Annotated in this window: 12 protein-coding genes and 1 pseudogene; 2 read left to right on the top strand and 11 right to left on the bottom strand. The window is 66.6% G+C overall.

Features of this window, described 5'->3' with window-relative positions:
* From AC07UK_RS18315 to AC07UK_RS18285, 7 genes and pseudogenes are all read right to left on the bottom strand, one after another.
* Positions 1-335, bottom strand: a pseudogene (locus tag AC07UK_RS18315) (branched-chain amino acid ABC transporter permease); the annotation flags it as partial.
* On the bottom strand, positions 335-1219 hold the full coding sequence (locus AC07UK_RS18310; RefSeq protein WP_013958406.1) for a branched-chain amino acid ABC transporter permease: 885 nt from the start codon (positions 1217-1219) through the stop codon (positions 335-337). The gene AC07UK_RS18310 and the pseudogene AC07UK_RS18315, both read right to left, overlap by 1 nt.
* Positions 1220-1383: 164 nt before the next feature.
* Positions 1384-2592, bottom strand: a complete 1209-nt coding sequence (locus AC07UK_RS18305; RefSeq protein ID WP_494686537.1) for an ABC transporter substrate-binding protein — start codon at positions 2590-2592, stop codon at positions 1384-1386.
* 74 nt (positions 2593-2666) lie between these two features.
* Positions 2667-3392, bottom strand: a complete 726-nt coding sequence (locus AC07UK_RS18300; RefSeq protein WP_316151895.1) for an ABC transporter ATP-binding protein — start codon at positions 3390-3392, stop codon at positions 2667-2669.
* Between the two features lie 17 nt (positions 3393-3409).
* The gene (locus tag AC07UK_RS18295; RefSeq protein WP_436222960.1) at positions 3410-4186 is read right to left on the bottom strand and encodes an ABC transporter ATP-binding protein; all 777 of its coding nucleotides are present in this window, start codon (positions 4184-4186) and stop codon (positions 3410-3412) included.
* Between the two features lie 353 nt (positions 4187-4539).
* Positions 4540-6207, bottom strand: coding sequence for a GMC family oxidoreductase (locus AC07UK_RS18290; protein WP_436222961.1), 1668 nt, complete (start codon positions 6205-6207; stop codon positions 4540-4542).
* A gap of 27 nt (positions 6208-6234) precedes the next feature.
* Positions 6235-7794 carry a CoA-acylating methylmalonate-semialdehyde dehydrogenase gene (locus tag AC07UK_RS18285; RefSeq protein WP_436222962.1) on the bottom strand — a complete coding sequence of 520 codons (1560 nt, stop codon included), beginning with the start codon at positions 7792-7794 and terminating at the stop codon, positions 6235-6237.
* A gap of 230 nt (positions 7795-8024) precedes the next feature.
* Here AC07UK_RS18285 and AC07UK_RS18280 point away from each other — a divergent pair, with 230 nt between their 5' ends.
* On the top strand, positions 8025-8912 hold the full coding sequence (locus AC07UK_RS18280; protein WP_010811291.1) for a LysR family transcriptional regulator: 888 nt from the start codon (positions 8025-8027) through the stop codon (positions 8910-8912).
* Positions 8913-8922: 10 nt separating this feature from the next.
* Here AC07UK_RS18280 and AC07UK_RS18275 read toward each other — a convergent pair whose 3' ends face one another.
* From AC07UK_RS18275 to AC07UK_RS18265, 3 genes are all read right to left on the bottom strand, one after another.
* Positions 8923-9846 carry an alpha/beta hydrolase gene (locus AC07UK_RS18275; RefSeq protein ID WP_494686538.1) on the bottom strand — a complete coding sequence of 308 codons (924 nt, stop codon included), beginning with the start codon at positions 9844-9846 and terminating at the stop codon, positions 8923-8925.
* A 108-nt stretch (positions 9847-9954) separates the two neighbouring features.
* Positions 9955-10374: a Cu(I)-responsive transcriptional regulator gene (gene cueR / locus AC07UK_RS18270; RefSeq protein ID WP_436222964.1), complete on the bottom strand. Its 420-nt coding sequence runs from the start codon at positions 10372-10374 to the stop codon at positions 9955-9957.
* Positions 10374-12851, bottom strand: a complete 2478-nt coding sequence (locus tag AC07UK_RS18265) for a heavy metal translocating P-type ATPase (protein ID WP_494686539.1) — start codon at positions 12849-12851, stop codon at positions 10374-10376. The genes cueR and AC07UK_RS18265 overlap by 1 nt, the downstream gene beginning before the upstream one ends.
* A 198-nt stretch (positions 12852-13049) precedes the next feature.
* On the opposite strand from AC07UK_RS18265, the gene AC07UK_RS18260 reads away from it, so the two are divergent.
* Entirely contained in the window at positions 13050-13250 is a 201-nt protein-coding gene (locus AC07UK_RS18260; RefSeq protein ID WP_041228245.1) for a heavy-metal-associated domain-containing protein, read from the top strand.
* Between the two features lie 71 nt (positions 13251-13321).
* Here the strand turns inward: AC07UK_RS18260 and AC07UK_RS18255 are convergent, their stop codons facing one another.
* Entirely contained in the window at positions 13322-14044 is a 723-nt protein-coding gene (locus AC07UK_RS18255; RefSeq protein ID WP_436222966.1) for an OmpW/AlkL family protein, read from the bottom strand.
* Positions 14045-14269 lie beyond the last annotated feature (225 nt).

The following is a 14269-nucleotide window of genomic DNA, read 5'->3' as shown; positions in this document are numbered from 1 at the left end:
CCCGCAGCGGTGCCCAGGATCAGGCCGATTTCCGGGGTCACGCCCCAGACCTTCATGGCATGGCCGGCGGCATAGCCAGCGCCGCCGAAGAAGGCCGCATGGCCGAACGACAGCAGCCCGGTATAGCCGATCAGCAGGTTGAAGGCGCACGCAAACAGCGCGAAGCACAGCACCTTGAGCACGAACACCGGATACGCACCGGCCAGCGGCGCGGCCACCAGTGCCAGCAGCAGCAATCCGTACAACAGTTTCTTCTGCACGCCTTGTCCCTTTCCTGCGTTGCCCGCATTGGCCGCCACCGTGGATGGCGTCGATGATGTGGAGGGTGTGCTCATCACTTCTCCTTCCCGAACAGCCCGGCCGGGCGCAGCAGCAGCACGATCACCATGATGAAGAACACCACGGTCGACGACGCTTCCGGATAGAACACCTTGGTCAGCCCCTCGACCACGCCCAGCCCCAGGCCGGTCAGGATCGAACCCATGATCGAACCCATGCCGCCGATCACCACCACCGCGAACACGATGATGATCAGGTTCTGCCCCATCAGCGGCGAGATCTGGATCACCGGCGCGGCCAGCACGCCCGCGAACGCGGCCAGCGCCACGCCGAAGCCGTAGGTCAGCGTCACCATCAGCGGCACGTTGACGCCGAAGGCCTCGACCATCTTGGGGTTCTCGGTGCCGGCGCGCAGGTAGGCGCCCAGCTTGGTCTTCTCGATCACGTACCAGGTGGCGAAGCACACCACCAGCGACGCCACCACGACCCACGCGCGGTAGTTGGGCAGGATCATGAAGCCCAGGTCGGTCGCGCCCTGCAGCGCGTCCGGCGTCGAGTACGGCAGCCCGGAGACGCCGTAGATCGAGCGGAAGATGCCCTCGACCACCAGCGTGATGCCCAGCGTCAGCAGCAGGCCGTAGATATGGTCGAGCTTGTAGATCCAGCGCAGCATGGTCTTCTCGATCACCACGCCCAGCGCGGCGACGACCAGCGGCGACAGCAGCAGCATGATCCAGTAGTTCAGCCCGGCGTACTCCATGCCCATCCAGGCCAGCACCGCGCCCAGCATGAAGAGCGCGCCGTGCGCGAAATTGATGACGTTGAGCAGGCCGAAGATAACCGCCAGGCCCAGGCTCAGCATCGCATAGAAGGCGCCGTTGACCAGCCCCAGCAAGAGCTGGGAAAGCATGGCCGGCAAGGGGATTCCGAAGATGTCCATCGCGGAGTGCCGTTGATACCGCCGTTGTATGGCGGGGATTGCTGCGGTTGGTGCCAGGTAATGCGAACGCTGCGGCGAACACCGTTGGCGAACACCGCAGCAAGGAACCGCGTCCGATGCCGGCGGCACGCAGGTGGCGCGCCGCCGGCGGATCTCACATCAGCTTATTTCTTCAGCATTGCGCACTTCGACTCGGCCACCGTGGTGAAGGCCTGGTCGCCCGGGATCGTCGCGACCACCTTCAGGTAGTCCCACGGCTTCTTCGACTCTGCCGCGGACTTCACCTGCATCAGGTACATGTCGTGGATGCCACGGCCGTCCTGGCGGATATAGCCCTTGGTGTAAAAGTCGTTGATCTTCATCTTCTTGAGTTCAGCCATGACCTTGTCCGGATCGTCGGTCTTGGCTGCCTCCACCGCCTTCAGGTAGGTGCTGGCCGCCGAGTAGTCCGCCGCCTGCAGGCTGCTCGGCATCTTCTTCATCTTGCCGAAGAAGCGGTTGGCGAACTTGCGGGTGTCGTCGTTCATGTCCCAGTACCAGCTGTCTGTCATCAGCAGGCCTTCGGTGTTCTTCAGCCCAAGGCTGTGCACATCGTTGATGAACATCAGCAGGCCGGCGATCTTCATCGACTTGGTAATACCGAATTCCTTGGCCGCCTTGATCGCGTTGATGGTGTCGCCACCGGCGTTGGCCAGGCCCAGGATCTGCGCCTTGGACGACTGCGCCTGCAGCAGGAACGACGAGAAGTCCGATGCCGACAGCGGATGGCGCACCTGGCCCGCCACCGTGCCGCCGTTGGCCTTGACCACGGCCGCGGTGTCGCTTTCCAGCGAATGGCCGAAGGCATAGTCGGCGGTCAGGAAGAACCACGACTTGCCGCCCTGCTTGACCACCGCGCTGCCGGTGCCCTTGGCCAGCGCCACGGTGTCATAGGCGTAGTGCACCGTGTACGGCGAGCACTCTTCGTTGGTCAGGCGCGCCGTGCCGGCGCCGATGTTGATGTAGACGCGCTTCTTCTCCGAGGCCACCTTGTTCATGGCCAGCGCGGTGCCGGAGTTGGTGCCGCCCAGCAGCATGTCCAGGCCCTGCTGGTCCATCCATTCGCGCGCCTTCGAGGCGGCGATGTCGGCCTTGTTCTGGTGGTCGGCCGAGACGATTTCGATGGACTTGCCCAGCACCTTGCCGCCGCGGTCCTCGACCGCCATCTTGATGGCTTCCAGGCCGCCGGGGCCGTCGATGTCGGCGTACAGGCCCGACATGTCGGTGATATAGCCGATCTTCACGGTGTCGCCCGACACCTGGGCAACGGCGCTGAAGGAAACCGCACCCATGGCAATGGCCGCCATCGCGGCCGCGAGCCGAGTCTTTTTCATCTCTATGTCTCCTGATTTGCGGCGGCGTGCGCGCCACCCGTTCCTGCCAAACATCAACCCATGATCCGTGCGGATCAGACCCCGAGCAGTTCGTGCAGCACCGGCATCTTGGCCTGCAGCTCATTGGCCGCGAAGCGCTCGACGATGCTGCCGTGCTCCATCACGTAGAAGCGGTCCGCCAGCGGCGCGGCGAAGCGGAAGTTCTGCTCCACCATCACCACCGTGTACCCCTTCTGCTTGAGCATCAGGATCATGCGCGCAAGCGCCTGCACGATCACCGGTGCCAATCCTTCCGAGATTTCATCGAGCAGCAGCAGGTTGGCGCCGGTGCGCAGGATGCGCCCGACCGCCAGCATCTGCTGCTCGCCGCCGGAAAGACGCGTGCCCTGGCTCTGGCGGCGCTCCTTCAGGTTCGGGAACATCTCGTAGATATCGGTCTCGCTCATGCCCTTGCTGGTGTCGGCGCCCTTCAGCACCGGCGGCAGCATCAGGTTCTCTTCGCATGAGAGGCTGGAGAAGATCGCCCGTTCTTCGGGGCAATAGCCAATGCCGTAGTGCGCGATCTTGTGCGTGGGCAGGCTGATGGTCTCGTGGCCATTGACCTTGATCGAGCCCTTGCGCGCGCCGGTCAGTCCCATGATCGCGCGCAGCGTGGTGGTGCGGCCAGCGCCGTTGCGGCCCAGCAGCGTGACCACTTCGCCGCGGTTCACGGTCAGGTCCACGCCGTGCAGGATGTGCGACTCGCCGTACCAGGCGTGCAGGTCCCTGATCTCGAGCGCGGGTGTGTTGGATGTCGTCATATCGTTCCCCGGCCCTCTCAGTGCGCGCCCTGCAGTTCCGCGTCGACGGTGCCCATGTAGGCCTCCATCACGCGCGGGTCCTTGGACACTTCCGCATACGGCCCTTCGGCCAGGATCGCGCCACGCTGCAGCACGGTGATCTTGTCGGCGATCGACGAGACCACGCTCATGTTGTGCTCCACCATCAGGATGGTGCGGCCCGCCGAAACCTTCTTGATCAGCTGCGTGACGCGGTCCACGTCTTCGTGGCCCATGCCCTGCGTGGGTTCGTCGAGCAGCATCAGCTCGGGCTCCATCGCCAGCGTGGTGGCAATCTCCAGCGCGCGCTTGCGGCCGTACGGCAGGTTCACCGTCAGCGTCTGCGCGAACTCGGTCAGGCCGACCTGCTCGAGCAGCTCCATGGCGCGGTCATTGAGCACGTCCAGCGAGCGCTCGCTGCGCCAGAACTGGTACGCCGTGCCGAGCTGCCGCTGCAGCCCGATGCGCACGTTTTCCATCACCGTCAGGTGCGGGAACACCGCCGAGATCTGGAACGAACGGATCACGCCGCGCCGCGCGATCTGCGCGGGCTTTTCACGGGTGATATCGATGCCGTTGAAAAGGATAGTGCCGGTGGTCGGCTCCAGGAACTTGGTGAGCAGGTTGAAGCAAGTCGTCTTGCCGGCGCCGTTGGGCCCGATCAACGCATGGATCGACCCGCGGCGCACCCGCAGGTTGACGTCGCTCACCGCCGTGAACCCCTTGAACTCCTTGGTGAGGTTCCGCGTTTCCAGGATGGTTTCCAGCTGGTTCATGTCTCCTGCCCGCCCTCTTGCTGAACTGCCGGGGTGATGCCCGGCACTGACAATGGTCCGAACCGGCCTTGTAGGCCCTTGCTGCCGCTTGTTCCGTCAGGCTGGCCATGGTTGCGGGCCTGCCTGCGGCTTTCTGTTTTGGTGCGGGGCGGCTCCCGCGCAGGTTGCGGCGATGGCTTCGATGTGCTGCCGACGCACCCTGTGAGGCGTCTATTGTGTGCGCCTGTTGCATCGCAAAACATCGGGGTTTGCACTATGAAACATGAACCAAGTGTCAGTTTTTTTGCAAGCGCACATGAGCAGGCTGGGCCACTTGGTCACGGCCCCGCCCGCGACCAAGTGGCGCGCTCATGTCAGGCGCCTGCAGCGGCTGCCGCCGGGGCTGGTTGCACCAATACTTCCGCCGCGGCCAAGCCCAGCCGGCGGTCTTCGCGGATCAGGTCGCTGGCGCGCTCGGCGATCATGATGGTCGGCGAATTGGTGTTGCCCGACGTGATCAGCGGCATCACCGAGGCATCGACCACGCGCAGGCCATCGATGCCCAGCACGCGCAGGCGATGGTCGACCACGGCCATCGGGTCGTCGGCGCGGCCCATCTTGCAGGTGCCCACCGGGTGGAAGATGGTGGTGCCGATATTGCCAGCCGCCTCGGCCAGCTGTTCGTCGGTCTGGAATGCCGGACCCGGCAGCCATTCCTCGGGCTGGTACGGCGCCAGCGCCGGCGACGCCACAATACGGCGCGTGAGCCGGATGGAGTCGGCCGCGACTTTCCGATCCTCGTCGGTCGCCAGGTAATTGGGCGCGATCACCGGAGCCTGGCGGAAATCCGCGCTGCCGACATGCACGCTGCCACGCGAGGTCGGCCGCAGGTTGCAGGCACTCGCGGTAAAGGCATTGAACGCATGCAGCGGGTCGCCGAACTTGTCCAGCGACAAGGGCTGCACGTGGTACTCCACATTCGGCCGCGCCTGCGACGGGTCCGAGCGCGCAAAGGCGCCCAGCTGCGACGGCGCCATGCTCATCGGTCCGCTCTGGTTGAAGGCGTACTGCACGCCGATGCAGAACTTGCCCCACAGGCTCGCGGCGCGCGTGTTGAGCGTGCGCACGCCGCTGACCTTCACCACCGAGCGCAGCTGCAGGTGGTCCTGCAGGTTCTCGCCCACGCCGGGCAGCGCATGACGCACCGGAATACCCAGCGCCTGCAGCCGTTCCGCCTGGCCGATGCCCGACAGTTCCAACAGCTGCGGCGTATTGACCGCGCCCGCGGCCAGGATCACTTCCTGCGTGGCCACCGCCGTCTGCGGCCGGCCGCCGCCGATATAGTTCACGCCAGTGCAGCGGCGCCCGTCGAAGGTCAGCCCGCTCACCTGCGCCCCGGTGACGATGGTCAGGTTGGGACGCTCCGACGCACGCCGCAGGAAGGCCTTGGACGTGTTCCAGCGGATGCCGCGGCGCTGGTTCACTTCGAAATAGCCCACGCCGAAGTTGTCGCCGCGATTGAAATCCTCCGTGCGCGGAATCCCCGCCTCTTCGGCGGCATCGGCAAAGCGCTCCAGGATGTCCCAGCGCAGGCGCTGGCCTTCCACGCGCCATTCGCCGCCGGCGCCATGGAATTCGCTCGGGCCGCGGTGGTGGTCCTCGCTGCGCTTGAACAGCGGCAGCACATTGTCCCAGCGCCAGCCATCGTCGCCGGTCAGCCGCGCCCACGCATCATAATCCTCGCGCTGGCCGCGCATATAGATCATGCCGTTGATCGACGAGCAACCGCCCAGCACGCGCCCGCGCGGATAGCCCAGCGAGCGGCCGTTCAGCCCGGCCTCGGCCTCGGTGCGATAGAGCCAGTCGGTGCGCGGGTTGCCGATGCAGTACAGGTAGCCCACCGGGATATGGATCCAGTGGTAGTCGTCCTTGCCGCCGGCCTCCAGCAGCAGCACGTTGACGTCCGCATCCTGCGTCAGCCGGTTCGCCAGGACACAGCCGGCCGAACCGGCCCCCACGATGATGTAGTCGAATGTCTCCATCGCTGTTCTTGTCATCATCGTCGCGGCTTATTTCGCCACCGGCATGGTGAACTCAGCGCCCTTGGCAATCGAATCCGGCCAGCGCTGCATCACGCTCTTGTAGCGCGTGTAGAAACGCACGCCCTCTTCGCCATAGGCATGGTGGTCGCCGAACAGCGATCGCTTCCAGCCACCGAATGAATGCCATGCCATCGGCACCGGAATCGGCACGTTGATGCCGACCATGCCGATCTGGATCTGCCGTGCGAACGCACGCGCGATGCCGCCGTCGCTGGTGTAGCACGATACGCCGTTGCCGAATTCATGCGCATTGATCAGCGCCACGGCTTCGGCAAAGTCATGCACGCGCACCACCGACAACACCGGACCGAAGATCTCTTCCTTGTAGATCGTCATGTCCGGCTTGACGTTGTCGAACAGCGTGCCGCCGACATAGAAGCCGTTCTCATGGCCGGGTACGGTATGACCGCGGCCATCGGTCACCAGCGTCGCGCCCTCTTCCACGCCCTTGGCGATATAGCCCTCCACCTTCGCCTTGTGCGCAGCGGTTACTAGCGGACCCATTTCGGCGTCGGACTCCATGCCGTTGCGGATCTTCAGCGAGCTGGCGCGTTCGGCGAGCCGCGGCACGAGCTTGTCGGCGACGTCGCCCACCGCTACGGCTACCGAGATCGCCATGCAGCGCTCGCCGGCAGAACCATACGCGGCACCGATCAGCGCATCGACCGCCTGGTCGAGATCGGCATCGGGCATCACCACCAGGTGGTTCTTGGCACCACCCAGCGCCTGCACGCGCTTGCCGTGCTTGGTCCCTTCCGTGTAGATGTATTGGGCGATCGGCGTCGAGCCGACGAACGACAACGCCTGCACATCCGGATGCGCAAGCAATGCATCGACGGCTTCCTTGTCGCCCTGCACCACATTGAACACACCATCGGGCAATCCCGCCTGGCGCAGCAGGTCGGCAATCAGCAGGCTCGGCGACGGATCGCGTTCCGACGGCTTCAGCACGAAGGTATTGCCGCAGGCGATCGCCACCGGGAACATCCACATCGGCACCATCACCGGGAAGTTGAACGGCGTGATGCCGGCCACCACGCCCAGCGGCTGACGCAGGTTCCAGTTGTCGATGCCGCCGCCGATGTTGTCGGTGAAGTCGGTCTTGAGCAGGTTGGGGATGCCGCAGGCAAATTCCACCACTTCGATGCCGCGCGTGACTTCGCCCTTCGCATCCGAGAACACCTTGCCGTGCTCGCGCGTGATCAGCGCGGCCAGGTCATCGTGGTGCTGGTCGAGCAGCTCCTTGAACTTGAACAGGATGCGCGCGCGGCGCAACGGCGGGGTGTCGGCCCAGGCGGGGAATGCGGCATGGGCGGCGGCGACGGCGTCGGCCACGTCCTGCGTGGTGCCGAGCGCCACGCGTGCTGCAACTTCGCCGGTGGCGGGGTTATAGATATCGGCCAGACGCTGCGATGCGCCGCGTGTCTGCCGGCCTGCGATGCTATGGCCGATGATGGTCTGCACCGCGCTGGCTTCTGCAAGGATGTCTTCCACTTCCGCTCCTGAATACTGGGTCGCTGACGGCATGCGGCTTGCCCGATCTTTGCGTCTGATGAAGACGCTGGCGCAAACATCCGCCAGCGTCGCACTGGCATCGCTGCCGCGCGGCACAAGGCGTGCCGGGCCGTATTGAGGGCAAGCTTGGTGCAGTTGCGCGGCCCCGTCCAATGATTTATCGTCAATCGCAATATAAGCCGCGCAAAATATTGCGCCGCACCACGCCACGCTCCCACGCCACCTTTCGCCCCGACACCGCTTTGGACCTCCATCACCTGCGCGCCTTCGTTGCCGTCGCGCGCGAGGGCAACCTGACCCGCGCCGCGCAGCGGCTGCACCTGACGCAACCCGCAGTCAGCCTGCAGTTGAAAGCGCTGCAATCGGCGTGGCGCATCCGGCTGTTCGAGCGCACCGCCGCGGGCCTGACGCTGACCGCCGACGGCGCCGCATTGCTGCCGCTGGCCGAACGCATCCTCGATGGCGTGGGCGACCTGCAGCACACCGTCAGCGCGATGCATCACACCGTGCGCGGCCGGCTGGCGATCGGCACCATCCTCGACCCGGAATTCACGCGGCTGGGCCCGATGCTACGCACGCTGGTGGAACGCCATCCGCAGATCGGCACCGAACTGCGCCACGGCATGTCGGGCTGGGTGCTGCAACAGGTACGCAGCGGCGCGCTCGACGTGGGCTTCTACCTGGGCCAGCCGCCCGACGCCGGCTTCCATGCGCTGACGCTGACGCCCTTCTCTTACTATGTGGTGGCGCCCAAGGGCTGGAAAGAGCGCACCGCGCTGCGCTCATGGGCGCAGCTGGCAACGCTGCCATGGATCTGGACGCCGCCGGAATCGGCGCACAACCGGCTCTTGTCGGCGCGCTTTGCGCAGGCCGGCGTCGATCCGGCCGGCGTGCCCAAGGTGGCGCATGTCGACCAGGAGGCGTCGATGCTGGACCTGGTGCGCTCCGGCGTGGGGCTGTCACTGGTGCGCGACGCGATCGCGCTGCGCGAATCGCATGCGCACGGGCTGGTGATCGTGGAAGGGGTCTCGGTGCAGACCGAGCTGACGCTGGTATGCCTGGCCACGCGCCGCGACGACCCGGTCGTCGCAGCGGTCTTCGGCGTGGCCGAGTCGGTGTTCCGGACCTAGCGCAACGTCCCTACTGCTGCAGGTGACGCTGCAGCCAGCCGGTCAGCGCCGCGAACACTTCGCCGCGCAGCGGCTGCGCTTCATTGAAGATCTCGTGGTAGCCATGCTCGAACCAGACCTGTTCGCGCAACGCCGGCGGCGCGTTGTCGAAGAAGCTGCGGCTGCCGGCCGGGTCCACCACGCGGTCGGCACCGCCGACCAGCATCAGCGTGGGGGCCTCCAGCAGCGCGGCATCGGCCTGGGCCTGCGCCATGCCGCGGATAAAGCTCTCCAGTACGCTGGCGGTGATGGTGGTCTGCACCAGCGGATCCGAGCGGTAGGCGGCCACCACGGCGGGGTCGTGCGACAAGAGCCGCGCATCGATCGGATTGGGCACGCGCAGCCGCGGTGCCAGCACCAGCAGCACGCGGTGCAGCGCCAGCATCGGGCCCGACAGCCGCAGCGCCAGCGCGGGCGAGGACAGCACCAGCGCGCGCACCGGACGCACGCGCGCGGTGGCAAAGCGCGCCGCGATCAACCCGCCCATGCTGTGGCCAAGCAGGATCGGCAACTCGTTCCAGCCAGGCACCGCGGCATCATAGATCTCGGCGAGGTCGTCCAGGTAGGCATCCTGATGGTCCGCCACCATGCGCGCGCCGCCGCTGGCACCATGGCCGCGCAGGTCGTGCGCACGCACGCGCAGGCCCAGCCCGCACAGCACATCGGCCACATGCTGGTAGCGTCCGGCATGCTCGGCAAGCCCATGCACCAGCAGCACCGAGCCCAGCGGCTCGGCAAAGCGCGCCGGATCGGGCTGCCAGGTGCGCAGCAGCAGTTCGGTGCCGTCGCGCATGCGCTGGCGGCTCTGCACCGGCGCATGCGTGCCGGCGGGGGTATCGGCAGGCATGCCGGCAACACCGGCAATAGCAGGATCGTCCGTCATCGGTTGTTCCATTCGCGCAAGTCTCCTCCCGGCACGGACCGCCAGCAAAGCGCCGGCGCCGGCTGTCGTTATTCTTTGTGGTGCTGCCTGCTGCCTGCCTTGCCTTGCACTCTGTCCCGCTCAACCGTGGCAGGCGAGCCTGCCGTGCGCTTCCGGCTGCGCCATATCGGCCAGGATCGGGCAATCCGGCCGGTCATCGCCGCTGCAGTGCTGCGCCAGCTCGCGCAGCGTGTCGCGCATGGCGGCCAGTTCGGCGATGCGCAGCTCAAGGTCGGCTACATGCCGCAGCGTCAGCGCCTTGACGTCGGCGCTGGCGCGGCCGCGGTCATGCCATAGCGACAGCAGGTTGCGGATCTCGTCGAGCGAGAATCCCAGATTACGGGCGCGCCGCACGAAGCGCAAGTTATGCACCGCGCGTTCGTCATAGCGGCGGTAGCCGCCCTCGGTGCGCGGCGGTGCCGCCACCAGCCCGATCGACTCATAGTGCCGGATCATCTTGGCCGACACGCCCGACGCCTGCGCCGCTTCGCCGATATTCATCACTCACCTCCTTGCGCGGCAGGTGCCGCACCGGCTTGCGGACGCCAGCGGCGCAGCAACAGCGCATTGCTGACCACGCTGACACTGGAGAACGCCATCGCCGCACCCGCCACCACCGGGTTCAGCAACCCGGCCGCGGCCAGCGGAATGCCCACCACGTTGTAGAAAAAAGCCCAGAACAGGTTCTGCCGGATCTTGCGCACGGTGCAGTGCGAAACCGCCAGCGCATCGGCCACCAACGCCGGGTCGCCGCGCATCAGCGTGATGCCGGCGGCGTGCATGGCCACGTCGGTGCCGGTCGACATGGCAATGCCCACGTCCGCCGCCGCCAGCGCCGGCGCATCGTTGATGCCGTCGCCCACCATCGCCACCACCGCGCCATCGCGCCCCAGCGCCTGCACCCGGGCAGCCTTGTCTTCGGGCAGCACCTCAGCCTGCACATCGTCCAGCCCCAGCGCCTGCGCCACGCGCGCCGCCGCGCCGGCATTGTCGCCGGTCAGCATCACGGTGCGCACGCCGGCCGCGCGCAGCCGTGCGATCGCCGCCGGCGCACCCGGCTTGATGGCATCGCCGAACGCGACCAGCCCGGCCACGCGCGGCGGCGTGGTCTCGACCAGCCACGACACGGTGCGGCCGTCTGCGCGCAACTGGTCCGCCAGCGTTGCCAGCGTGCCTGCCTGTGCGCCCAGCGTTTCACGCAGGCGCTCGCTGCCCAGCTGCAGCGCATTGCCGTCCACCACGCCGGCAATGCCGCGGCCCGGCAGGGCCTGCACCTCGGTGGCCTGCGGCACGGCAATGCCGCGCGCCTGCGCGGCGGCCAGCACAGCGCGGGCCAGCGGATGCTCGCTGCCGGCCTGCAGCGCGGCCAGCCGCGCCAGCAGCGCGCTGCCGTCGGCATCGGCGGGATCGGCCGCATGCAGCGCCACCACTTCCGGCTTGCCGACCGTGAGCGTGCCGGTCTTGTCGAATGCCACCACGCTGACGCGGTGCGCCACCTCCAGCGCCTCGGCGTCCTTGATCAGGATGCCGGCGCGCGCGCCGGCGCCGGTACCGGCCATGATCGCCGTGGGCGTGGCCAGGCCCAGCGCGCACGGGCAGGCGATCACCAGCACCGCCACGGCGTTGAGCAATGCGGTTTCCCAGTCGCCGGCATAGAGGCCCCAGCCCAGCACCGTCACCAGTGCAATGCCCAGCACCACCGGCACGAACACCGCGCTGACCTGGTCGACCATGCGCTGGATCGGCGCCTTGGCCGCCTGTGCGTGCTCGACCATGCGGATGATGCGTGCCAGCACGGTCTCGGTGCCTACTGCCTCGGTGCGCGCAACCAGCAGCCCTTCGAAATTGATGGCGCCGCCGGTGATGCGGTCGCCGGGCTTCTTCGGTACCGGCACGCTTTCACCGGTCAGCATCGATTCGTCCGCGTGGCTGTTGCCTTCGATCACCTCGGCGTCCACCGGGATGCGCTCGCCGGGGCGCACCACCACCTCATCGCCCACGCGCACCGCCGCCAGCGGCACGATCTGCTCCACGCCGCCGCGGCGCACGCGGGCGGTATCGGGACGCAGCGCCGCGAGTGCGCGGATGGCATCGGCGGTCTGGCGCTTGGCGCGGGTCTCCAGCCACTTGCCCAGGCGCACCAGCGTGATCACCACCGCCGCGCTTTCGAAGTACAGGTGCGGCATGGCGTCGGCCGGCGTGCGCCACATCAGCCACAGCGACAGCCCATAGGCCGCCGTCGTGCCCAGCGCTACCAGCAGGTCCATATTGCCGGCGCCGGCGCGCACCGCCTTCCAGCCAGCCTTGTAGAAGCGCCAGCCGAACACGAACTGCACCGGCGTGGCCAGCAGCCACTGCACCCATGCCGGCAGCATCCAGTGCACGCCGAACCATTCCAGCACCATGGGCGCCACCAGCGGCAGCGACAGCGCCGCCGAGATCGCCACCGGCCAGGGGCTGTCCCAGAAGGCAGTGCCCTGCCCGGCCTGCGGCGCCAGCGACGCGGCATCGGCCACCGGCGTCGCGCCATAGCCGGCGCGCGCGACCGCGGCAACCAGCGCCGCAGTATCCGCCGCGCCGCGCAGCAGGGTGACGCTGGCGCGCTCGGTTGCCAGGTTGACTTGTGCGTCCGTCACGCCCGGCACGGCGCGCAGCGCCTTTTCGACCCGGGTCACGCACGAGGCGCAGGTCATGTCGGCAATATTCAGTTCGATGGTGTCCTGCGGCACCGTGTAGCCGGCATCGGCCACGGCACGGGCGGCGGCCGGCAGCACCGCGCCCGAGTCGGCGCGCAGCGTCGCGGCTTCCGTGGCCAGGTTGACGGCCACGTCGCGCACGCCCGGCACACGCGCCAATGCGTTCTCTACGCGGCGCACGCACGAGGCACAGGTCATGCCGTCGACCGGCAGGCGCCATTCGGGCATTTCGTCAGCCGGCCGGACAGGTTGTGAAGCGAGCACAGCGCTGGAATTTGGCATGGTTCTGAATCATCCACAGTGTCGATGTCAGCATCATGGACCTTACCATCATTGGAAGGTCAAGGCCGAATGCACAGGGGGTTACCGTCACATTGGCGCCAACAAGATTCCCCTTGCGCTTCCCACCATGGGAAGGTTCAAACTATGTCTGTCGCGGCACCCTGCCGCCTTTTCCATCCTGTCCAGGAGAGTCCCATCATGATCCAGTTCCAGGTCGAAGGCATGTCATGCAACCACTGCGTCGGCGCCATCACGCGTGCCGTGCAGGCGGTCGACCCGGCCGCGCGTGTCAGCGCGGATGTGCCCGCCCAGGCCGTGCGCGTCGAGAGCGGTGCCGACGCCGAGGCCCTGCGCGATGCCATCGAAGAGGCTGGCTATCCGGTCAAGTCGGTGGCATAAGCTGGCCACCGCGGCCGCGCCAATAAGAAAGGGCACCCCCGGGTGCCCTTTCTGCTGTCAGTGTGCCGCGCTCAGAAGCGGTAGCCCACGTTCAGGAACGTCACCACCGGATCGATCTTGATCTTGGTGTGCGACTGGATCGTCACCGGGCCGGCCTGGGTGGTGAAGGACGCGCGGGTCGACAGCGGCACGTACGATACCGACAGGCCGACAAACCAGTTGTCGTTGATGGCGTAGTTGGCGCCGATGTTGAAGACCGGGTTCCACGATGCCTTGGCGCTGGCGGTCATGCGCGCACCCGGCGCGAACTCGCGGTTCACGAAGTTCTGATTGGAGATGGTCTCGTCGGTAAACCAGGTGTAGTTCACGCCGATGCCGACATAGGGACGGAACTTGGTCTTGGCATCGAAGAAGTGGTACTTGACCAGCACCGCCGGGCTCCACTGCTTGACCGAACCGAGCTTGCCATACTGCGCATAGTTGCCGGTGCCCTTGACGTCATGCTTGGGCGGAATGCCCGCGATGATTTCGCCGGAGATATTGTCGGTGAAGTAGTGCGAGAAGGCCAGGCCCAGCGTGTCGGCGGATTCGATCTTCGCGCCGGTGTTCGGCCGGGTCATGCCGACCGGGCGGCCGTTGATGCTGTCGACGGTCAGCGGGTCGGCGGAGCTGTTCGGCATCACGCGGAACCAGCCCAGACTGACGATATTGCTGCCGGCGGACTGCGCGTGTGCGGCTCCGGCCAGCGCCATGACAGCGCCTGCCGCCAGCATCTTCTTATAGGTGAATTTCATGGTCCTCTTACTCCTCATTCGGTTACTGCCGTGTGCATTATCCGGCCAGCCGGCGCACGACTGTTTCACCGATGACACTGATTCGTAGAGGACGCCCCCTAAAGGGAGGGTTAACCACTAAAAAATTCAACGGAAATGGCTCGCAAGACTCTTTGCCGCAGCATCGGCGCAACGGTTTATGTTCACACGCCGGAAGAAACCCTCGAATAAACGAGGTTTTATGGC

It is taken from the genome of Cupriavidus sp. GW821-FHT07C08 (assembly GCF_059419025.1).
Note: the sequence above shows the minus strand (reverse complement) of the source record. Positions and strands in the feature narration are given on the sequence as shown.

Coding starts and splice junctions, on each gene's coding strand:
- AC07UK_RS18310 (WP_013958406.1), bottom strand. CDS start 1,219: ATGGACATCTTCGGAATCCCCTTGCCGGCCATGCTTTCCCAGCTCTTG.
- AC07UK_RS18305 (WP_494686537.1), bottom strand. CDS start 2,592: ATGAAAAAGACTCGGCTCGCGGCCGCGATGGCGGCCATTGCCATGGGT.
- AC07UK_RS18300 (WP_316151895.1), bottom strand. CDS start 3,392: ATGACGACATCCAACACACCCGCGCTCGAGATCAGGGACCTGCACGCC.
- AC07UK_RS18295 (WP_436222960.1), bottom strand. CDS start 4,186: ATGAACCAGCTGGAAACCATCCTGGAAACGCGGAACCTCACCAAGGAG.
- AC07UK_RS18290 (WP_436222961.1), bottom strand. CDS start 6,207: ATGGAGACATTCGACTACATCATCGTGGGGGCCGGTTCGGCCGGCTGT.
- AC07UK_RS18285 (WP_436222962.1), bottom strand. CDS start 7,794: ATGCCGTCAGCGACCCAGTATTCAGGAGCGGAAGTGGAAGACATCCTT.
- AC07UK_RS18275 (WP_494686538.1), bottom strand. CDS start 9,846: ATGGAACAACCGATGACGGACGATCCTGCTATTGCCGGTGTTGCCGGC.
- cueR (WP_436222964.1), bottom strand. CDS start 10,374: ATGAATATCGGCGAAGCGGCGCAGGCGTCGGGCGTGTCGGCCAAGATG.
- AC07UK_RS18265 (WP_494686539.1), bottom strand. CDS start 12,851: ATGCCAAATTCCAGCGCTGTGCTCGCTTCACAACCTGTCCGGCCGGCT.
- AC07UK_RS18260 (WP_041228245.1), top strand. CDS start 13,050: ATGATCCAGTTCCAGGTCGAAGGCATGTCATGCAACCACTGCGTCGGC.
- AC07UK_RS18255 (WP_436222966.1), bottom strand. CDS start 14,044: ATGAAATTCACCTATAAGAAGATGCTGGCGGCAGGCGCTGTCATGGCG.